Source organism: Paenibacillus sp. EKM10P (genome assembly GCF_011800655.1).
In the GTDB taxonomy this organism is placed as follows: domain Bacteria; phylum Bacillota; class Bacilli; order Paenibacillales; family Paenibacillaceae; genus Paenibacillus; species Paenibacillus polymyxa.
Genome location: NZ_JAALET010000010.1, coordinates 99,016 through 118,661, shown reverse-complemented (window position 1 = coordinate 118,661; position 19,646 = coordinate 99,016). Strand labels below are relative to the sequence as shown.

Below are 19,646 nucleotides of genomic sequence, written 5' to 3'. Positions count from 1 at the left end.
ATCCACAAATTATGGATTTCTATATTCCGACGGTGAACAGCCTTCGTACCTTTTGAATTTGCTATAAAAGTAGTTGACGCTTGTGTAGCCCACGCTTTCAGCGACTTCGTAAACTTTCATTCCCTGGTCCAGCAACTCCTTTGCCTTGTGGATACGGACTCTGTCCAGATAGGTGTTAAAGTACTCCCCTGTCTTGTTCTTGAAGAGCTGGCCCAAATAGGCGGTACTATAGTTTAGTAGTCCTGCTAATGCTTCCAGCCTCAGGTTGTCTGCATAATGCTTGTGAATAAAGTCGATCATTTTTTTGAATTCCTGCTCCTTTCCACGAGGTTCGGAATCTTTCGCCAAAGCTAGCAGGAAACGGTAGGTCTCTTCCAAAAGGTCATCTAGGTGTTCATGCTGGTATATCCCATTCAAAAAACGGGAAACTTCCTCCGTCTCTTTCAACTCGATACAGAACCCCGCGGTCAGCTTGTGAATGATCGCATTGGATAGAAAGAAGAACGACTCTTTGATCGACTTCTCGTCTTGCCCCTGTTGGAGAAAAAATGCTGCCACCTCGTTCAACAATGGTAGTATGACATTCTGGTTTCCTACTTCCAGACTGTAATACAGGCGGAAGATGAATTCCTCCATCGTTTCTTCAGCTTTATCGACAGACAATCCGGGGGAAGCCAGCGAAGGAGAAAAGAAAGGATACGGATCTAGCAGTCGGTTCTTCTCGCTGAAAAAGGATCGTTTTACCGCTTCCTGGGCCTTTAAAAAAGATTTGCAAATATCTTCGGGAGCAGTTACTCCCCCTCCGGTTGCAGCGGCGAACCGGACCTTATCCGCAGCGTTACGAATCTCGTTGTACAGAGTTTCGCGTCGTTGTCTTCCACGCAGCGGCTCGTTGAGCAAAAGGACCGTATACGGCGGGATTACTGTGACAAGCCCCATCATCTGCCCCTCGATCGTTGCCTTCAATCCATTCGAAAGCTGGTATGCGACATCGGAACGGTCCACTTCGGAAACGCGCGGATACACGACCACAACTTCGTAGTGGGTCCACAACAAGTCTGCTTCTACTGCCTTACTTCTCAACTTGGTGGGATCTTCCGTCCTCTCTTGAGAGACGAGCAGGCTGTGCAGGTATAAATCCCGATTTATAACCTCCTTCTTACGCCACTCCCGTTGAAGGCGCTCCTCTTCGATCCGCTCGCGTACCTGCTTTAAACTGGCCGACATTTCAACAATGTCCACCGGTTTAAGGAGATAGCCGCACACCCCGTATTTGATCGCTTGCTTGGCATACTCGAAGTCGGCATATCCACTGAGGATCATAAAATGTAAATGATGACCGTCAGATCTCAAGTGCTCAATCAACTGTAAGCCATCCATAACCGGCATGCGGATATCGACGATTACGACATCGGGGGACTTTTCCTGGATGACTTCCAATGCTTCTTTTCCATTGGCTGCCGTAGCTGTAACGGTAAACCCAAGACTCTCCCATGGAATCAGCGTTTGAAGGCCTTGACGAAGCTTCGGCTCATCTTCAACGATAACTACCTTAATCATTTGGATTCACCCCCAGGTATGAAAAACTGAATACAAGTGCCTTTCCCCGGCTCGCTCTCAATGCTTAAGGCACTAGAGTTCCCATACAATAAGACAAGACGATCGTTTACATTTCGCAATCCAATTCGCTGGACCTCCTGCTCATGTACGGATGCAGCAAGCTCTTCTCGTACAAGGGCGAGACGATCACCTGTGAAACCGGCGCCGTTGTCACATACCATAACTCGGACCCCTTCTGGGATTTCCTTTACTTTCACTTCAATGACAGCTCCTTCTGCTTGATTATCCAGACCGTGTACAATAGAATTTTCCACCAATGGTTGGATAATCAGAGGTGGAACCAACATTTCCTCCAAATCCGGATCAATCGTTAAGCGATACTCCAAACGCTCTTCATACCGGAACTTTTGAAGATCAAGATAACAGCACACCCGCTCAAGCTCTTTACGCAGCGGAATCTTGTCGTTACCGGCCTCCAGACTGCTGCGTAACAACGCGCTCAACTGCCATACTGCTTTGGCGATATCGTCCTGTTTGCGAATGTGGGCTTCCATTCTGATGGACTCCAAAGAATTGAAGAGAAAATGCGGATTAATCTGGCTTGCCAGCATTTTGAACTTGATCTCGTTTTGTCTTTGCTCCACCAGACTTTTCTGACGATTCGTTTCTTGAACCTCTTGGACCAAATGGTTTACGTTACTGACGAGCGCGTTAAATTCCTTCGATAGTAGACCAACTTCATCTTTTCCGTCGATATGGAGATAGGTTTCCCATGAGCCCGCCCCTACCTGGGTCATATGCTTGCTCAAGCGAAGAAGCCTTCTGGATAGTAGCGAAGCAGAAGCATAGATAAGTAAGGCTGCAAATATCAGGCTGGCCGTGATCACGACTCCGCCGAGCCATATCACTTGATTGGCATCTCGGGTAATCTCGGAAACGGAAAAAACGGAAATAATGCGAAGTCCATTCCAGCTGTTCTGTGGCGTTAGATTTGCGATCACCACTTTTGACGCTTTTCCATTAATGAGTGTGTTGTAACTTCCCTCCTGTTGGAAAAGTATATTCTCGTCGGCATGAATTTCAGATAGATTCTTTCCGAACAACTCTGCTTCATTGGACGCGACGATCTGATTCAGGTTATCCACGATCAAGGTAGGGAACGATTCCTGATTCAGGATTGAATTTAATTGGCGCTTACTAACATTGATGACCAAAACTCCTTTTTGCCCTAGTGAATTCACTGCGAATGAACGAATCAGGCTGAGATAATCGGCATCGTCCCTCTCATCCTTGATTAAGTTCCAGCCAGCCAATCCTTTCTGTGCGATGGCCTCCTTGTACCAATCTGCGGTTGTGATTCTTTCGTCCGGCTGAATAAATTCCCAGTTGTTCAATGCTCCAGGATTAGAGACATAGACTCGGATGCCAGATATCTCTTTGTACAATTGGAGGTAGTCACGAATACCTGTATACTCCCGGTAAGCCTGAATGACTTCAATGTAGCTGTCATACTTCTGGCTAGCCACCATTTTCATCCGGTTATCATTGGTTAGCCGATACGAGATGTCCAGTGGTACTTTAATCAGTTCTTCTGTACGATTTTGGACCCGCTCGACATTGTTGGATACTTGCATAAAAGCGCCCCTAATGACGGCCTCTCGAAGCTTCCCCGTCAGAAACAGGCCGCATAACAGCAAGGGAAGAACAGCTACCGAAATGAATGTAAGCGTCATCTTCTTTCTCAGTTTCATGTCATTCATCATTCGTATAAAAAACATGGCTTGCCCTCCCCGATCAGTACGCTGATACGCGCAAAATACCCCTTTTCATACAAAAAGGGGCATGCATAACTCAATCAATTGTTTTCTATCTTTCGCCAATTGTACTGTTGTACTGATCCTTTAAGCCCTAAGCCTTGCTGGACCTTATGGCCCGAAGCCTGAACCATCCACTTTCATAGTCTTTCTGTCTGTAGACAAGAGGGAGGCCCAACTTCATAAGCCTATCCCCCCCATGGATAGACTTTTCCCCGCTATTTCCAGACTGAACTTCATATTCGAGTTCTGGATTCAGTCCGTCAAGGCGCAGGGCTCGCCAAGGTGCATTCGGAACAGCCATCACTTGGAAATAGTAGACGATGGCATCCTCTTGGTCTTCGGAAACAAACATCCAAGCCGACTCGTTATTTTCAAACGGACTCTTTAGGCGATACAAGTCACCCTTCTGTACTAAGCCACGAATCTGCTTGTATGCTGTGACTTGACGTTTAACCGTCTCTTTTTCCTCATCGGTGAATTTCGTGAGATCAAGCTCATATCCAAAATTTCCAGACATGGCGACATCACCTCGAAAATCAAGGGGCGTTATGCGTCCAACTTGATGGTTCGGAACGGCCGACACATGGGCTCCGATGGCGCTTACAGGATAGACAAGGCTAGTTCCATATTGAATCTTCAGGCGTTCCACCGCATCGGTATTATCACTAGTCCAGACTTGAGGCATGTAGTAAAGCATGCCTGGATCAAAACGTCCTCCACCACTTGAGCAACTCTCAAAAAGAATATGCGGAAATTCGGTGGTGACGCGCTCTAACAGCTCATACAATCCAAGAACATAGCGATGGGCAGTCTCGGATTGGCGTTCCGGCGGCAGATCAGCGGAACCAATTTCCGTCAGGCACCGATTCATATCCCACTTCACGTAAGAGACTGGAGCACTGGAGAAAATGGCAGCCAGCGAATCGTAGATGTAATCGCGCACTTCCTTGCGAGTATAGTCCAGCACCAGCTGCCATCTGGCTTCGCTACGTCGCCGCCCTGGAACGTGAAGACACCAGTCTGGATGCTTGCGGTACAATTCGCTGTCTGGAGAGATCATTTCCGGCTCGAACCAGAGCCCGAATTTAAGCCCCAATTGATTGATGCGTTTCGCGACATCGGCCAGTCCGTCTGGCAGCTTCCGACGATCCTCGTACCAATCACCGAGAGACGAATTGTCAGAATCCCGTTTGCCGAACCAACCGTCATCCAAGACAAAGAGTTCGATGCCTAGCTCAGCCCCCTCTTTCGCTATCGATACCAACTTGTCCGCATCGAAGTCAAAATAGGTAGCTTCCCAGTTATTGACCAGAATAGGGCGTTCTTCATCCCTATATGTCCCTCGGCAAAGCCGAGTCCGATACAAGCGATGATATGTACGCGACATTTCTCCCAGTCCTTGACCGGAATAAACCATAACGACTTCTGGCGTTTGGAAGCTCTCCCCTGGATTCAGTAACCATGAAAAGTCAAACGAGTTTACGCCAATGCTAAACCGTGTAGAGCCAAATGAATCTAATTCCGCTCCCGCCTCAAAGCCCCCGCTGTACACAAGGCTAAAGCCGAATGCCTCACCCTGGCTTTCCGTGGTCTCCTGCGTGACTAATGCAGTAAAAGGATTGAGTTGATGGCTGCTCATGCCTCTTTTACTATCAATTCGGGTTTCACCTTGAAGAATCGGTTTGCGGGAAATATTCCCTTCCCGAGCCCATGCTCCCGAAAGATACATGAAATCTAAATCGCTTTTCCCCGCGAAATCGACACTGGCACTTAGCGCGCGGAGGAGTCGAAGATTTTGTTCCCCCGCATTACTTAGACGAGCCGAACGAGCGATTACGTTTCGATCCGCGAAGACGGTGTAAAGAAGAACCACTTTAAGACCTGAAAAGGCATCTTTTAATTCCAGTTCCAACGTATCCGCTTCGGCTTCATTCTCGGTATAAACGGCCGGAAGCCCGGGTAAAGATGGCTTTCCCTTAATGATCCGGTAACCATCGTACTTTAACTCCGTGATGCGTGTTCCATCCTCAAGCTCTACTTGATACGCCGGTGTACGGAAGTCTCCACTCCCATACTGCGGGTATTCTTGCGGCAGCCGATCTAATCCAGCCGTCGCGGGAGTGTGAAGCAATAGATCAGCCATGGGCTCACGGTGCTTCAACCTGTCTCCCCAGTATACATGCACAGGAAATCCATCGACAATCTGAATAATATAACTCATGCCCGACGACTGCAAATGAAACAGCCCCGGTTGCTCTTGAACAATGATACCCATTGGGAAAATAACCCCTCTCTTAGATAATAATCATCGGAGATCCACACCTAAAATGGCACTTAGAACAACCCTTTTGTAACAGCCATCAACTAAGTCCATATGGTGTAAAGCTTGATAAGATTCAATGATATAGCAATAGGTTCTATAGAAATCATATATTAATTTTAGATATGAAGTACATGGCATGGTACTCACTATTTATGTTATAATGCTTGATAATTTACATAAGGAGATATACCGTGATTGAGTATTTGCCACGTAGTAAACAGCACTCTGAATTGTATCTAACTCAGTTTGGCATAGAGGAATGCATACCCGGTCACTTTTTTGGACCTGCTATAAGAGATCACTATCTGCTCCATTATATTTTGGACGGGGAGGGTACCTTCGAGGTCGGTGGGTTCAGTTATCGCTTACGGAAAGGACAATGGTTCCTAATCTGCCCGCAAGTCATCACTTATTATCAAGCCGATGTAGTGAATCCTTGGTCTTATTGCTGGTTTGGTTTTAACGGGTCACTGGCAGAAACACTCCTCAAGCAGGCAGGCCTGACGATGATGTCCCCAATCCTCTACTTTGAAGGAGAGCATTTGATTTATCAGTATTTGCAGCAAATGAACGAATCAAGTGGGTATCATAAAGCTCGGGAAACCAGATTGGCCGGGCTGCTTTACTCAATGTTATCGGAGCTAATTGAGTTCAGTCCGGCAACGTTCTCTGGACAAAAGGAAGGTCGGGCGGAAATTTATGTTGAAAAAGTGAAGGATTTTATCGAAATGAATTATGCTCAGAAAATTACCATTGAGCATATTGCAAATTTTATCGGACTCAATCGGAGTTATTTATGTTCGTTATTTAAACAACGAGTAAACACCAGCATTCAGGACTATCTGATTCGCTACAGGATCAACAAAGCTTGTGAAATGATGGGTAACGCTGAACTTTCGATAGGCGATATTTCCCGTTCAGTCGGCTATAATGACCCTTTACTCTTCTCAAAAATTTTTAAAAAGGTAAAGGGATTCTCTCCCAAACATTATCGAGCCGAAACCCATGCTCAAATGCAAAACGACTACTGAAATTACCAGTAGAAGCCTCTAACGAATAAAAGAGGTCAACCAGAAAACTGGCTGACCTCTTTTATGTTTATTTTGCAGTTTGTCCTTCCAAATAAGAAACAGGTTCTTTAACCTCTACTTTGGTACCGCCAAATTCATCCTTAATGTACTTTTGAGTATCCTCGTTATGATAGAGATCCGCTAATTTTTGTAGTCCCTTATCGTTTGCCTTATCCGCTGAAGTTACCAGAACGTTAATATTGTTCTTTGTCGCCTGACTGATCTCTTCGTGGAACAAGGAATCCTTCAGTACGTTCAGACCGCCTTCTAAAGCAATCGTGTTCCCGATCAACACCAAGCCTACATCTTGAATCACGCGCGGACCAGTTTTGTCGTCGATTAGTTCAAATTTCAAGTTTTTTGGGTTACTCGTAATATCATTGACTGTACCTAAAGCATCATTAAAGTCAGCTTTAAGTTTAATCAAACCGGATGCTTCCAACAGCTTCAAACCTCTTGCTGTATTCGCCGGATTGTCCGCCAAAGCCACCAACGCTCCGTCGGTCACTTCATCAATACTTTTGAACTTTTGCGAATAAATCCCCATCGGCTCCAGATAGGTGGTGGCTATCGCCTTCAAATCGGCTTTGCTCTCTTTGTTATAGCTCACCAGATACGCCCACGATTGGAATGCATTCACGTCCACATCGCCTTGTCTAGTCGCATTGTTCGTTTCGATTCCACCGTTAATTTCCTTTACTTCAATATCCAGCTTGGCATCCTTGGCGGCCTGGGATTGAGCAATATGCTTCCAAATCTGCGCGTCAGACCCCATGGATCCAATGACTACCTTTTGCGTTTCCGCACCGGAAGCGGAGCTGGAGCCATTACTGTCTGTACTTTTATTGCCGCATCCTGCAGCTACGAGTAATAAACTAATCCCTAATAGTAAAACGAACGATTTCTTCATGTTGTTTTCCCCCAGATCATGCTAGTATGCTAGTGCATCGTCATTCCACCTGTAACATTAATCGCTTGTCCTGTCATATATGCGGAGAGCGGACTTGCCAAAAACAGCACCACATTGGCGACATCCTCTACCTCGGCGGTTCTCCCCAATGGTACCTGCGAACAATCTTCTTCATATATCTCCTGGGCGGTCATTCCGCGGATGACGCCCCCTTCAATCCGCTCACGATGCTTCATCGGCGTTTCTACGATACCTGGACAAACCGCATTCACCAAAATTTGATGCGGAGCAAGCTCAATGGCCATCACCTTGGTCAAGCCGAGAACCGCATGTTTGGATGCACAATATCCGCCCATAGCCCGATATCCATTTTTTCCAGCCTGTGAAGCAATTTGGATAATTCGCCCCGGTTTACGCGCATCCACCATTTCCTTGGCAAACCGTTTGGACGCTACATACAGCCCGGTTGAATTGATTGAAAATACTTTCTCCCAATCAGCCAACTCACTATCAATGACATAATCCATCGTAGAAGTACCTGCGCAGTTCACCAATATGTCAGGAACTCCCGTTTCGCTGATTAGCAGATTGCACCATCTTTCGATATCATCCGGCTTGGATATGTCCAATTGAGTTTCAACCAACTGTGAATTGATCACTCTATACGGCTCTTCATATGAAATATCAGCAGAAATCACCTTAGCTCCACTTTGAATGAAAAGCTCTACAATCCCCTTGCCTATACCCGACTTACCACCTGTCACTACTGCTGTCTGATGAGATAGGTCTATTGAAATCATAGATTTTAAAATACTCTTTTGAAAGGATCGCGGCTAATGCCAGCCTCCAACACAATCTTCACATATTCCTGCGCAGAGAAAAGAGAATGATCCTTATAGTTTCCGCATTCCAAAGCAGTAACAGCCGGTACTTCTGTCGTTTCCAGAATTCTCTTCAACGTTTTTTCCAAAGCAAGTGCAATTTCCTCAGGCTCGTGTTCATTCCATAAAATCAAGTAGAATCCCGTTCTGCAGCCCATAGGAGAAATATCAATAATGCCTTTGATTTCGTCTCTCAGATACGTCGCCAATAAATGCTCCAGCGTATGTACAGCAGCTGTTGGCAGTGCGTCTTCATTCGGTTGCAGAAATCTCAAGTCATACTTTTGTACCGTGCTTCCTTTTTCATCATGCTCTACTCCTGCTGCTCTTACATAAGGAGCCTTTACAATCGTGTGGTCTAATTGAAAGCTTTCTACTTTTGCCATTTTGCTCATCCTCATTTTCTATAATTTATATTTTTGATCTAATAACGACTACTCAACATTTGTGCTATTTTTTTAAAAATTTAATGCTTTAAATCAGCATTTTTGCAATTATACATCGGATTACTCGGTTTTACCACTATAATTATTATTTTATTTCTTATTTCTTTGTCCGTCTCTCCTTTGCCTGTACGTTTTGACATAGTGTACAATATATACGGTAATCCATTTTTACGAAATAGATCGAGGACATCGTAAGCCTCATTTAGGAGAATGCTCTGTGAATGAACCGGATTGGAAGCACTTGAATGCTGTCCCTTTGCCCTTGCAGGAATTTCAGCTACAGCTGGACCAGAACAGTGTTGACGCCAAGCAACTAGAGGAATGGAGAAAGATTCCCGTCCTTTATCAACTCGCTCTGGAGGAGTTAAAGAATAAAATTAAGCTGATCCAGACGGAATGGAAACTGATAGATGGTTTTAGCCCGATTGAGCACATTAAAACCCGGATCAAAGAACCCCACAGCATTGTGGAAAAGGTTCGGCGCAAAGGGCATGAGGTCACCCTGGACAATATATTGCGTGAAATTCATGATATCGCAGGCATGCGCGTGGTATGTGCTTTTGTCAAAGATATCTATCGTCTGATGGATCACCTCCGCACACGGGAAGACATTCGGATTCTAGAGGTCAAGGACTATATTGCCCATCCTAAGCCCAACGGCTATCAGAGCCTACATGTCATTGTGGAGATTCCATTGATTCTGTTTGAGGGCACACGCTGGATTAAGGTCGAAATTCAATTGCGCACATTGGCTATGGATTTTTGGGCCAGTATGGAGCATATTTTGTACTATAAGTTTGATAAGAAAGTGCCCGAACACGTAGTTAACGGGTTGACCGAAGCTGCACGTGCAACCTACGAACTGGATCAGAAAATGCTCAAATTGCGTGGCGAAATTTTATCGCTTAGCGAGGAACAGGATGTGGAAGAGGCCTCGGTCAAACGAGCCGAGGAGTCAGCTTTGAAGGCACTTTCCCTCCCCGCAGATCACGCCACTTCTCGGTCGCAGACGTGCTAGGCATACAGGCACAGGATAACTAAAGCATTCAATCGAGGCTGTTCCCTCTCTCTGCTGGAGCTTAGGAACTTATGTATGATGTATAAATAAAGAGCCGTCAAAACCACTATGATCATGGTTTTGACGGCTCTTTTATATATTTTTTAATCCAATATTACTGCTTCTCGTGAATCTCTGTGCTGATTTTCTCTACGATGTCCGCAATGCTGAATGATCCCAGATCGCCTTCGCCCCGTTTACGCACAGCTACAGTACCGGTTGTTTTTTCATTTTCCCCGATAACGAACATGTATGGAACCTTCTCCAATTGCGCTTCACGGATTTTATAACCAAGCTTCTCATTCCGAGTATCCACTTCGACGCGCAGACCCGCTTTCAGCAACGCTTCCTGCACCTCATTGGCAGTCTCGATATAGTTCTCGGATACAGGCAACAGCTTCGCATGAACAGGAGCCAACCACAATGGGAATGCACCTGTAAAATGCTCAGTCAGAATGCCCATGAAGCGGTCAATCGAACCGTAGATGGCACGGTGAATAACGACTGGACGGTGCTTCTGGTTGTCCTCGCCCACATAAGTGAGGTCGAACTTCTCAGGCATTTGGAAGTCCAATTGGATTGTTCCGCACTGCCAGCTGCGTTTGAGCGCATCGAGAATGTGGAAGTCAATTTTTGGACCATAAAATGCTCCATCTCCCGCATTAATACGGTAGTTCATGCCCAGATGTTCCAGCACGTTTTGCAAAGCTTGTTCCGCTTGATCCCACAGCGCTGGTTCGCCCATAAAGTCGTCTGGACGTGTGGACAATTCCACTGTGAATTCAAAGCCAAACACACTGTACATTTCGTTAATCAGCTTGATTACGTCTGTAATCTCTTTTTCAATCTGTTCTGGTGTCACGAAAATATGCGCATCATCCTGACAGAATGTACGAACACGCATCATACCGTTCAACGCACCGGACAGCTCATGACGATGCACTTGTCCAAATTCGGATATACGAATCGGCAGGTCGCGATAAGAATGAAGTTCATTTTTAAACACAAGCATATGCCCCGGGCAGTTCATCGGTTTCAGAGCAAATGTAGTTTCGTCTACTTCGGAGAAGTACATGTTTTCTTTGTAATGGTCATAGTGTCCTGATTGTTCCCACAGACGGTTGTTCATCATCAGCGGTGTACGTACTTCCTCATAGCCATGCAAACGTTGAATGTCACGGGAGTAATCTTCCAGCGCAGTACGGACAACCATACCTTTAGGCAGGTAGAACGGCATGCCCGGTGCTTCTTCGGAGAACATGAACAGTTCCAGTTCTTTACCCAGCTTGCGATGGTCGCGTTTTTTCGCTTCCTCCAGCAAGTGCAGATGCTCATCCAGTTGCGCTTTCTTCGGGAATGCTGTTCCGTAGATCCGTTGCAGCATCTTGTTGTTGGAATCGCCTCTCCAGTATGCACCCGCTACACTTAACAGTTTGAAAGCCTTGATGCGACCAGTTGATGGCAGATGTGGACCACGACACAGGTCAAAAAATTCGCCTTGATCATAAATCGTAATTTCCGCTTCTTCCGGCAAATCACGGATCAGTTCCAGCTTCAATGGATCTTCCAGTTCACCAAAAATGCGAGTGGCTTCCTCACGGCTGACCACACGACGTGTAATCGGCAGATTTTCCTGCGCGATCTTCGTCATTTCCTTTTCGATCTTCGCCAGATCGTCAACGGACAATGGGTTTTCGATATCAATGTCATAGTAGAAGCCGCTGTCGATGACCGGACCAATCCCCAGCTTCACGTTTTTCTCACCGTAAATGCGTTTGAGCGCCTGTGCCAGCAAATGCGCTGTACTGTGACGATAAATTTCCAGGCCGTCCGCACTGTCCAGCGTAATAATTTCAAGGTCAACGTTCTGATCCAAAACGGTGTTCAGATCTACAGCCTTCCCGTTCACTTTACCTGCTACTGCATTCTTTTTCAGACCGGAGCTGATCGAACCCGCCACGTCGGCGATGGATACACCCTGCTCGTACTCGCGTACGGCTCCATCCGGCAATTTCACTTGAATACTCACGATTAAAGCCTCCATTTCAAATTGTGTGCTATATCAAAATTGAACGCAAAAAAACGCCTCTCTCCCTCAAGGGACGAGTGCGTTCAGCTCGTGGTTCCACCCTAGTTCGGCTCGCTACTGTACGTACATTCATGTTCATCGGAACATGCTCATGCACGACCTGCGTGGCCCTCCATTGGTATCCGTTAACGGGGATAAATCGGTGGGCGCTTACTGATGTCACTGCCACCTTGCACAGTTACATGTTCAACGTCACGGCTACAAAGGGGTAACTTCACATGCGGTTGCCGGAAAAGCTCTCAGCCTTGGCTTTTCTCTCTGAACGGCCCTTCAAGGAAATCATGTCTTTGGTCAATGCCTTGAATATTACTATATGCTACAGCATTATAGTTCAAATTCACAGGTATTTCAAGTGGGCGTTTATGTAATTTTATGCCCGTTATTGATCATCTGGCTGTGGAGACGAATCGGCTTATATTTACACACCACTAAAACCATTGTAAAATCATTTTATCTAGACGATACCGTACAGAAAGAGAGCGCGAGAGATGCCTAAGATTATTGTCACAGAAGAACAATGGATTCAAAAAGGAATGGAACGTTTTGAGCAGGGTGGAATCGATCAACTTGTTGTTGAAAAAATGGCCGCTGCTTTAGGGTGCAGTAAGAGCAGTTTTTATTGGTATTTTAACAATCGCAGCAGCTATATTCGACAGATTGTAGAGACATGGAAGGCACAGACGACGCAACAGGTTATGGCCGCGTCCATCACCCATGCTGCCGCAGATGAGCGGATTCGAGAAGTGCTAACCCAGATGTTCGGCAAGACGAAACGGGGAGATTTTCTGTTTTATCTACGCAGGCTGTCATTGAAGGATGATAGTTACCGTGCTTTACTCGATGAAGTTGAACAGATGAGAATGGAGTTTATGAAAGAGCTTTTAATCCAGAAGGGAATGCAGCCAGAAAAAGCCTTTCAGAGATCATGGATATTGTACCATTACTACTTGGGTTGGTATGAGCGTCACAAGCAAGAGACGTTAAGTGAAGAAGCCATTCAGCAGCATATTCATATGATTTGGACAGAGTGGATTTCAAATTAAGGAGGGAAGTCAGATGTTGGAGTTACTTACATGGGCAGTTGGCGGAATTTTATTTATACTGAGCGGCATGCATGTATATTGGGTATTCGGCGGACAAACAGGCGCTAAGGCAGCGATCCCAAGCACGGGAACGGATTTGCTCTTTAAACCCTCCAAAATAGGGACATCAATTGTTGCCTTTTTACTAGCTTTAGCCGCTTGGTTCGTCCTGCAGCTAGGGGGAGTTGCACCATTTCGGTTTTTTCATTCCTTCTATTCCTTCTATTCCTACGGTGCAGGCTTGTTGTCGAGCTTATTTATTTTACGTTCAATAGGAGATTTCAAATGGGTTGGGTTCTTCAAGAGAAAAAAGGGAACGGTTTTTGCAAAATGGGACACCGTGCTCTACTCGCCCCTTTGTTCTCTCTTGGGAACAGCCATTTTAATGATCATGCTTTTGCGTACGGCATAGCCTAAAGATGATCTTTACCCGTTTTGTTTCTTTCGTACGTCTCCACTCGTTTCTTTCTCAGTGAAAAAGTACAGTAAAGCCAGCACAGGCAAGATGACTCCAATCAGAGCACTTAAATTCCAACCACCTAATGCGTAAGACCAACCACCTAATGATGATCCAATCGCTCCACCTATGAAAAAGATAGACATGAATAATCCGTTCAGACGCCCTCTCGCTTCACTTCCCAAGGAGTAAATAACACGCTGTCCAAGCACAAGATTTCCCGATACAGCCATATCCAGTGTAATCGCTGAAATAAAGAGAAGTATGAGCGCAACCGTCGAATGACTTTGAAAAATATAGATGACCAAAAAGGACAAGGCGGCAATGACCATAGCTAGCCCGGTTAAACCTTTGCTCCAGCCTTTGTCAGCCAATCTCCCGGCAATCGGAGCAGCTATTGCGCCGCCTACACCTACTAAAGCAAACAGTGCAATCCCTTGCTGAGACATGCCGAAATCATCCGCCAAGCGTAGAGGAACAACCGTCCAAAACAGGCTGAAGGCGCCAAATAAGCAGGCTTGATACAGGGCACGCCGGCGCAATGCAGGCGTTTGTTTGAACAGAGTACCTAGTGAGAAAATCAGTTTACTGTAAGATACCGTAGGCACAGGCTTGCGCTCCGGAAGTGCTTTCGACAGGAGAATCGTCAACAGCGTCAAAACAATGGCTGACATAATAAATACGGCTTGCCATCCCCAGATGCTGGTTATGAAGCTTGCCAATGGACGTGCGAACATAATCCCTAGCAGGAGTCCGCTCATAACATTCCCTACAACCCGGCCGCGCTGCTCTTCGGATGCTAAATAGGTAGCATACGGCACCAGTATTTGGGCAACTACAGATCCAACCCCAATGAACAAGGATGCAGTAAGGAACAACGTGGCATTGGGGGCGAAGGCAGCAACGAGCAATGCACAGACTGTAATGATGAGCGATACGATCATTAGACGTCGATTTTCAATAATGTCACTAATCGGTACGATAAACAGCAATCCCACAACATAACCGATTTGAGTTAAGGTGACAATGAAGCCCGCTGTTGTGGAAGAAAGACTCAGCGCCACATGAATAGGCCCTACCAGAGTTTGAGCATAGTAAAGGTTGGCAACAATAAGGCCGCATGCTGCTGCCAACAGAAACATCATCCAATTTGAAATACGGTTACCTTCTACGCCTTGTTGTTCTCTTTGCATGATAATCCTCCTCAAGAATTTAAATACTGAACGTATAGTTCGTTAATTCGATAATCAAATAATATACTGAACGTTTCGTTTTGTAAATAGGCAAATTCAAATTTTTATTCTTACCTGATATTTGATATACTGAACGTATAGTTTACTTTTCTATGTTTTCTTATATCTATGTAAGAAGGTGAGCATTCCAGTGCAGAGTAAAAGAGGACGTCCGCGTAATGTTGAGTCGCAAAAATCTATCCTTACCGCTTCTTATGAACTACTGTTGGAGCAAGGATTTGGGGCTGTTACGGTAGAAAAAATTGCTGAGCGAGCAAAAGTGAGCAAAGCCACCATATATAAATGGTGGCCTAACAAAGCTGCCGTAGTAATGGATGGTTTCCTATCAGCTACCATGGCAAGATTGCCCGTACCCGACACAGGTCGTGTATTGGACGATATTCTTATTCATGCTACGAATTTAGTACGGTTCCTAATCAGTCGAGAAGGTAAAATCATTACGGAGTTAATTGGTGAAGGGCAACTTGATCCAGGATTAGCAGAGGCATACCGAACACGATATTTCCATCCTCGAAGACTTGAAGCCAGGCATCTAATTGAGCGGGGAATTGAGCGCGGGGAATTGAAGGAGCATCTCGATGTTGAATTATGTATCGATCTCATTTATGGGCCGGTTTTTTATCGATTGCTGGTAACTGGTTATCCATTAGACGATGCCTATGTACGACAATTAGTCATGAATGCGTTTGAAGGCATTAGCTTGGACTGAATTGCGAATGCCATATAAGCGGCGACCGTTCTCCCGTGCAATAAACCCTCAGACTGCACCAAGCAGCCACCACAGAGTATTCTCTGAGAATGGCTGCTTTTTTCTTTTCTCTTTCTTCTTTTTTCCTTTTTCTTTTACCCGCCGATCCTCTATGCTAACTCCTGATTTATTTATTCGTCAGGATCTGTACTAATCTTTTGCAGTAAGTCGATTAGAAGGTCCTCTTCCTCTTCGGATAAATTGCGGGCAAGACCGGTATTGAACTCGTCCAATATCCCTTGTAAGACAGGAGCGAATTCTAACGCCTTGGCCGTAGGAGACACAAGTTGGGAACGACGATCATTGGGGTCCGTTTTACGTTCAATGTAGCCTGATTCCTCTAATTGTTTTACAGAGCGTGTCGTGGTTGCCTTGTCAAATTTAAGTTCATTCGTCAGCTGCTCCTGTGTAATGCCCGGCCGCTGCAAAATCAGCTTTAGGAAACTGTGTTGTCCCCCACTGCCGATTCCATAAGGAGCCAGTTTTTTGGACAGTATTTTTTGATTTCGACGGTACAGGTGGGAAATTAGCTTTCCAATCGGTTTTTTTCTCATCAAATACACCTCATTGGCTTGAAAATGGCAATCCCCAGCTGGGACCAAAACAAAGTTTACAATACTATTGTTGCGCACGCAACTAATTTGCTGTACACTAGAACCGTTCATTTAGTTGCGCATGCAACTAATAAAAAGGGCTTTCAACGATAAAGAGGTGTTCATAATGAGTTCAACTGCTACAACTGTTGCAACCTATCAAGAGAATATCGAAGTTCAGAAGAAACGTTGGATGATTTTGATTGTTTTAAATCTGTTTACGTTTATGTCCACTTTGGATGGAAGCATTGTTAATATTGCTCTTCCTGTGTTGTCTCGCACGTTACATTTACCCGTGGCACAAATTGAATGGGTGACAACCGCCTATTTAATGGCGATATGTACTGCTATTTTATTTTTCGGCAAGCTAGGGGATATGGTCGGTAAAATCAAAATATTCAAAATCGGCACAATCATATTCATTCTCGGCTCCCTATTGTGCGGTCTTAGCTCTTCACTCTCCCTATTGCTGATTTCGCGCATCATTCAGGCCATTGGAGCATCCATGACCATGGCGAACAGCCAAGGGATCGTAACAGATATCTTCCCGTCCACTGAACGGGGCAAAGCGCTTGGCCTCATCGGAACCTTCGTTTCTCTGGGCAGTATCGCCGGGCCGAGCTTGGGCGGTATTATTGTCTCCTCGCTGGGCTGGCAATACATTTTCTGGGTGAATGTACCGATAGGCCTGGTCGCAGTCTTTCTTGGCTGGAAGCTTCTACCGAAGGATCTGATCAAGGTGAAGGAGAAGATTGACGTTCCTGGTAGCCTGGTGTTTGCTATTTTTATTCTCGCCTTGTTCGTCGGATTGCTGCTGGGACAGCAGGTTGGGTATGGAGACCCACGTATTATTGCTTCGCTGGTGGTGGCTGTAGTTGCTTTTGCTGTATTCATTCGGTTGGAATTGCGTCGTCCACAGCCACTGTTACAACTCGCACTATTCAAAAATCCGCTGTTTTCGCTCAGTATTTTGTGTGCTTTTCTGGTGTTTGTCGCTAACTTCTGCTTTAACATCATTTCGCCTTTCTATGCGCAGAATATGCTGAACTTGTCGCCTTTTTATGCCGGATTTCTGCTGATGTTGTTCCCCATCTCTATGGTTATTGTGGCCCCGCTCAGCGGTGCGCTTTCCGATAAAATCGGGTCTGAACTGCTCACTTTCGCCGGGCTGGTCGTTATGGTCGTTGCCCAAATTGGATTAGCCCAGCTGCATGCAGGCAGCTCCATCCCGCTCGTCGGTCTTTGGATTGCCATGCTGGGTATTGGCAGTGGTTTATTCCAATCGCCGAACAACTCGCTGATTATGTCCAAGGTACCCCGCACACAGCTCGGCTCAGCCGGAAGTGTTAATTCGCTGGTGCGCAACGTCGGTATGGTTGTAGGGATTACGCTGGCCACATCCATTCTCTTTTATATTATGAGTAAAGAGGCTGGTTATCGGGTCACCGGATTGGTTCCGGGTCACCCTGAAATTTTTCTGGCAGGCATGCATGTAGTCTTTATGACGTCTGCCTCCATCTGTCTTGTGTCGGCATTGTTAACAGGCTGGAGGCTGATCGGGGCTAAACGGGCAAGAACGCAACAAGATAAGAGATAGGGCCTCCTTACACTTCTACTAAACGCCCGTTCTCTCTCCAGGATTGCAGTATTTTCTCAAGTACCCACTGATTCTTGTATCCGTCATCGAACAATGGGGCTCGGTCCACGAACTCCCCCCTTGCCAGCTTAACAAAATCGCCATCGGCTGTATGATTATAGATTGGTGGAACAGCCCAATTTTCGTATTCGGCATCCGGGTGTTCCAGGTCACGCAGCACGATGCGAATACTTTCCGGATTATTGAGACTAGCGTGCAGCGTACCGAGCTCGCCGTAGATATCCACTTCAATATCGTGACGTTTGCCGATGGCATTTTTGTGAGTGATGAAGGTACCCACGGTATTATCGCCAATGATGCCATGAAAGGCGGCGAGATCTTCCACATCCACTTTTACAGGCAGACCCGTGACCGGATCGGGCCGCTCAGGTGTAATGATATGTAGCAGCGCCGCGACGCTTTTAAATTCACCAATCAGAAAACGGGCCAGATCAATAATATGTGAGGCAGTATCCCCCACGACTCCAGAGCCAGCCTTGGCTAAATTGTGTCGCCATGTATACGGATGCTGACGATACGGTGAAAATGAATCCATTAGATAGCGGAATTGAATATTGTAGATTTTACCCAGCTTATGCTCTTCCAGCAGTTGCTTGACATATTGGAAGGCCGCTCCGTAGCGATGCTTGTAGTGAACCAGCAAAGGCACTGGATTCACAGTATACAGCTTTTTCAATTCACCTGCCTCAGACCACGTGAGCGTCAATGGTTTTTCTGCCAGTACAGCTTTGTGTTCTTCCAGCGCAATCCTAATAATGTCAAAATGCACATCATTGGGTGTCAGCGACAGAATCGCATCTACCTTTGGGTCACGGATCAATGCTTCATAATGGGAGTACCGCTTGGAAGCAGGCAGTTGCAATTGCTCTCCGATGACTTGAAGGCGGTTCGCATTTACATCACTAACGGCCACAATCGATACCCCCGACATGCTGTGTAATGATCTGATATGATATTCAGCGATCAAGCCCAAGCCGATGATCCCCACCCGAATGGGTAGGATTGAGGAGGTAAAGGTACTCATATGTTCAGAATTCCCTTCTTTGCAATTTGGTTTGATATCTGGAGCACATTTCTTTTTGCTATGCAGTATCACCCTTACCTTTGTAGAATAGTCCCCACCAAGTGAATACAATTCCCCGTAAAAAAAAGAATCTGCAGCTCCGTTGTTCGGTTTTGCAGATTCTTTGTACCTCTTCTCTATATTAACTACATCATTTCGACTACATCAAAAATGTACCTACGACAAAAGATACCCCAATGATGATTGAGCGTAGCAGTTGTGCCAGAGCCACATTGCCTTTAGCAATTTCCTCGCACACCTTGGTACGCGGCGTTACCAGATCAAAAATCACATAGACCAGGCACAGCACTACAATGCCTACGGCCGACCAGGTCAGCATATCGAGCCATGAATGGCTGCTATACGACACCATTCCCACGATAATACACAGGCCTAGCAGCTTTGCCCCCATGTAGATACCTGCCGCTTCATTGCCGCGTGCGATTTCCTGATTATCGTTATAACGTGTCAGTAAGCTGAACACAAAATAACCTACGATTAAGATGGCAAACAAGATAAGCAGGCCGATACCTACATTACCCAATGCGTTGCCCAAACTAATATGAGAGTCCAATTTTTTTCCTCCTTATGATACTTATGAATAGGAACAGATCTGTTCGAATAGTGTACATTGTGCAAT

General features: G+C 45.8%; 17 protein-coding genes. 6 read left to right on the top strand and 11 right to left on the bottom strand.

Features of this window, described 5'->3' with window-relative positions; translation table 11 throughout:
* Positions 1 to 9: 9 nt before the first annotated feature.
* The 3 genes from HFE01_RS20230 to HFE01_RS20220 form a co-directional block, all read right to left on the bottom strand.
* On the bottom strand, positions 10 to 1,560 hold the full coding sequence (locus tag HFE01_RS20230; protein ID WP_167438618.1) for a response regulator transcription factor: 1,551 nt from the start codon (positions 1,558 to 1,560) through the stop codon (positions 10 to 12).
* Positions 1,557 to 3,338: a sensor histidine kinase gene (locus HFE01_RS20225; protein ID WP_167438619.1), complete on the bottom strand. Its 1,782-nt coding sequence runs from the start codon at positions 3,336 to 3,338 to the stop codon at positions 1,557 to 1,559. Before HFE01_RS20225 ends, HFE01_RS20230 begins: the two co-directional genes overlap by 4 nt.
* A 130-nt stretch (positions 3,339 to 3,468) precedes the next feature.
* Positions 3,469 to 5,652, bottom strand: a complete 2,184-nt coding sequence (locus tag HFE01_RS20220; RefSeq protein WP_167438620.1) for an alpha-galactosidase — start codon at positions 5,650 to 5,652, stop codon at positions 3,469 to 3,471.
* Positions 5,653 to 5,891: 239 nt separating this feature from the next.
* Between HFE01_RS20220 and HFE01_RS20215 the strand changes: the two genes are divergently transcribed.
* The gene (locus tag HFE01_RS20215) at positions 5,892 to 6,731 is read left to right on the top strand and encodes an AraC family transcriptional regulator (protein WP_031462782.1); all 840 of its coding nucleotides are present in this window, start codon (positions 5,892 to 5,894) and stop codon (positions 6,729 to 6,731) included.
* Between the two features lie 67 nt (positions 6,732 to 6,798).
* Here the strand turns inward: HFE01_RS20215 and HFE01_RS20210 are convergent, their stop codons facing one another.
* The 3 genes from HFE01_RS20210 to HFE01_RS20200 are packed head-to-tail and all read right to left on the bottom strand — an operon-like array spanning position 6,799 to position 8,947.
* Positions 6,799 to 7,680: a MetQ/NlpA family ABC transporter substrate-binding protein gene (locus HFE01_RS20210; protein ID WP_019686030.1), complete on the bottom strand. Its 882-nt coding sequence runs from the start codon at positions 7,678 to 7,680 to the stop codon at positions 6,799 to 6,801.
* Positions 7,681 to 7,709: 29 nt separating this feature from the next.
* The gene (locus HFE01_RS20205) at positions 7,710 to 8,480 is read right to left on the bottom strand and encodes an SDR family NAD(P)-dependent oxidoreductase (RefSeq protein ID WP_016819514.1); all 771 of its coding nucleotides are present in this window, start codon (positions 8,478 to 8,480) and stop codon (positions 7,710 to 7,712) included.
* A gap of 5 nt (positions 8,481 to 8,485) precedes the next feature.
* The gene (locus HFE01_RS20200) at positions 8,486 to 8,947 is read right to left on the bottom strand and encodes an S-ribosylhomocysteine lyase (RefSeq protein WP_013369209.1); all 462 of its coding nucleotides are present in this window, start codon (positions 8,945 to 8,947) and stop codon (positions 8,486 to 8,488) included.
* Between the two features lie 277 nt (positions 8,948 to 9,224).
* Here HFE01_RS20200 and HFE01_RS20195 point away from each other — a divergent pair, with 277 nt between their 5' ends.
* On the top strand, positions 9,225 to 10,025 hold the full coding sequence (locus HFE01_RS20195) for a GTP pyrophosphokinase (protein WP_016819513.1): 801 nt from the start codon (positions 9,225 to 9,227) through the stop codon (positions 10,023 to 10,025).
* A gap of 154 nt (positions 10,026 to 10,179) precedes the next feature.
* Here HFE01_RS20195 and thrS read toward each other — a convergent pair whose 3' ends face one another.
* Positions 10,180 to 12,093: a threonine--tRNA ligase gene (gene thrS, locus HFE01_RS20190; RefSeq protein ID WP_016819512.1), complete on the bottom strand. Its 1,914-nt coding sequence runs from the start codon at positions 12,091 to 12,093 to the stop codon at positions 10,180 to 10,182.
* A gap of 548 nt (positions 12,094 to 12,641) precedes the next feature.
* Here thrS and HFE01_RS20185 point away from each other — a divergent pair.
* Both HFE01_RS20185 and HFE01_RS20180 read left to right on the top strand, forming a co-directional pair.
* Positions 12,642 to 13,196, top strand: coding sequence for a TetR/AcrR family transcriptional regulator (locus HFE01_RS20185; protein ID WP_016819511.1), 555 nt, complete (start codon positions 12,642 to 12,644; stop codon positions 13,194 to 13,196).
* Between the two features lie 13 nt (positions 13,197 to 13,209).
* On the top strand, positions 13,210 to 13,647 hold the full coding sequence (locus HFE01_RS20180) for a DUF3995 domain-containing protein (protein WP_167438621.1): 438 nt from the start codon (positions 13,210 to 13,212) through the stop codon (positions 13,645 to 13,647).
* Between the two features lie 14 nt (positions 13,648 to 13,661).
* On the opposite strand, the gene HFE01_RS20175 is transcribed toward HFE01_RS20180, so the two are convergent.
* Positions 13,662 to 14,885, bottom strand: coding sequence for an MFS transporter (locus HFE01_RS20175; RefSeq protein WP_167438622.1), 1,224 nt, complete (start codon positions 14,883 to 14,885; stop codon positions 13,662 to 13,664).
* Positions 14,886 to 15,075: 190 nt separating this feature from the next.
* Between HFE01_RS20175 and HFE01_RS20170 the strand changes: the two genes are divergently transcribed.
* Complete coding sequence (locus tag HFE01_RS20170; RefSeq protein ID WP_016819508.1) at positions 15,076 to 15,654, top strand: TetR/AcrR family transcriptional regulator; 579 nt, start codon at positions 15,076 to 15,078, stop codon at positions 15,652 to 15,654.
* Between the two features lie 170 nt (positions 15,655 to 15,824).
* On the opposite strand, the gene HFE01_RS20165 is transcribed toward HFE01_RS20170, so the two are convergent.
* Positions 15,825 to 16,247 (bottom strand): MarR family winged helix-turn-helix transcriptional regulator, encoded by a 423-nt coding sequence (locus HFE01_RS20165; RefSeq protein WP_107734796.1) that lies wholly within the window; start codon positions 16,245 to 16,247, stop codon positions 15,825 to 15,827.
* 166 nt (positions 16,248 to 16,413) lie between these two features.
* On the opposite strand from HFE01_RS20165, the gene HFE01_RS20160 reads away from it, so the two are divergent.
* Positions 16,414 to 17,883, top strand: coding sequence for an MFS transporter (locus HFE01_RS20160; RefSeq protein WP_107734795.1), 1,470 nt, complete (start codon positions 16,414 to 16,416; stop codon positions 17,881 to 17,883).
* 7 nt (positions 17,884 to 17,890) lie between these two features.
* Here the strand turns inward: HFE01_RS20160 and HFE01_RS20155 are convergent, their stop codons facing one another.
* Together HFE01_RS20155 and HFE01_RS20150 are read right to left on the bottom strand one after the other, a co-directional pair.
* Positions 17,891 to 18,967 (bottom strand): Gfo/Idh/MocA family protein, encoded by a 1,077-nt coding sequence (locus tag HFE01_RS20155; RefSeq protein WP_107734794.1) that lies wholly within the window; start codon positions 18,965 to 18,967, stop codon positions 17,891 to 17,893.
* Between the two features lie 199 nt (positions 18,968 to 19,166).
* Complete coding sequence (locus tag HFE01_RS20150; RefSeq protein ID WP_016819503.1) at positions 19,167 to 19,580, bottom strand: DUF350 domain-containing protein; 414 nt, start codon at positions 19,578 to 19,580, stop codon at positions 19,167 to 19,169.
* Positions 19,581 to 19,646: the final 66 nt, after the last annotated feature.

Excerpts from the sequence above, each read along its gene's own strand:
- HFE01_RS20230 (WP_167438618.1), bottom strand. The coding sequence starts at position 1,560 with ATGATTAAGGTAGTTATCGTTGAAGATGAGCCGAAGCTTCGTCAAGGC.
- HFE01_RS20225 (WP_167438619.1), bottom strand. The coding sequence starts at position 3,338 with ATGTTTTTTATACGAATGATGAATGACATGAAACTGAGAAAGAAGATG.
- HFE01_RS20220 (WP_167438620.1), bottom strand. The coding sequence starts at position 5,652 with ATGGGTATCATTGTTCAAGAGCAACCGGGGCTGTTTCATTTGCAGTCG.
- HFE01_RS20210 (WP_019686030.1), bottom strand. The coding sequence starts at position 7,680 with ATGAAGAAATCGTTCGTTTTACTATTAGGGATTAGTTTATTACTCGTA.
- HFE01_RS20205 (WP_016819514.1), bottom strand. The coding sequence starts at position 8,480 with ATGATTTCAATAGACCTATCTCATCAGACAGCAGTAGTGACAGGTGGT.
- HFE01_RS20200 (WP_013369209.1), bottom strand. The coding sequence starts at position 8,947 with ATGGCAAAAGTAGAAAGCTTTCAATTAGACCACACGATTGTAAAGGCT.
- HFE01_RS20185 (WP_016819511.1), top strand. The coding sequence starts at position 12,642 with ATGCCTAAGATTATTGTCACAGAAGAACAATGGATTCAAAAAGGAATG.
- HFE01_RS20180 (WP_167438621.1), top strand. The coding sequence starts at position 13,210 with ATGTTGGAGTTACTTACATGGGCAGTTGGCGGAATTTTATTTATACTG.
- HFE01_RS20175 (WP_167438622.1), bottom strand. The coding sequence starts at position 14,885 with ATGCAAAGAGAACAACAAGGCGTAGAAGGTAACCGTATTTCAAATTGG.
- HFE01_RS20165 (WP_107734796.1), bottom strand. The coding sequence starts at position 16,247 with ATGAGAAAAAAACCGATTGGAAAGCTAATTTCCCACCTGTACCGTCGA.
- HFE01_RS20160 (WP_107734795.1), top strand. The coding sequence starts at position 16,414 with ATGAGTTCAACTGCTACAACTGTTGCAACCTATCAAGAGAATATCGAA.
- HFE01_RS20155 (WP_107734794.1), bottom strand. The coding sequence starts at position 18,967 with ATGAGTACCTTTACCTCCTCAATCCTACCCATTCGGGTGGGGATCATC.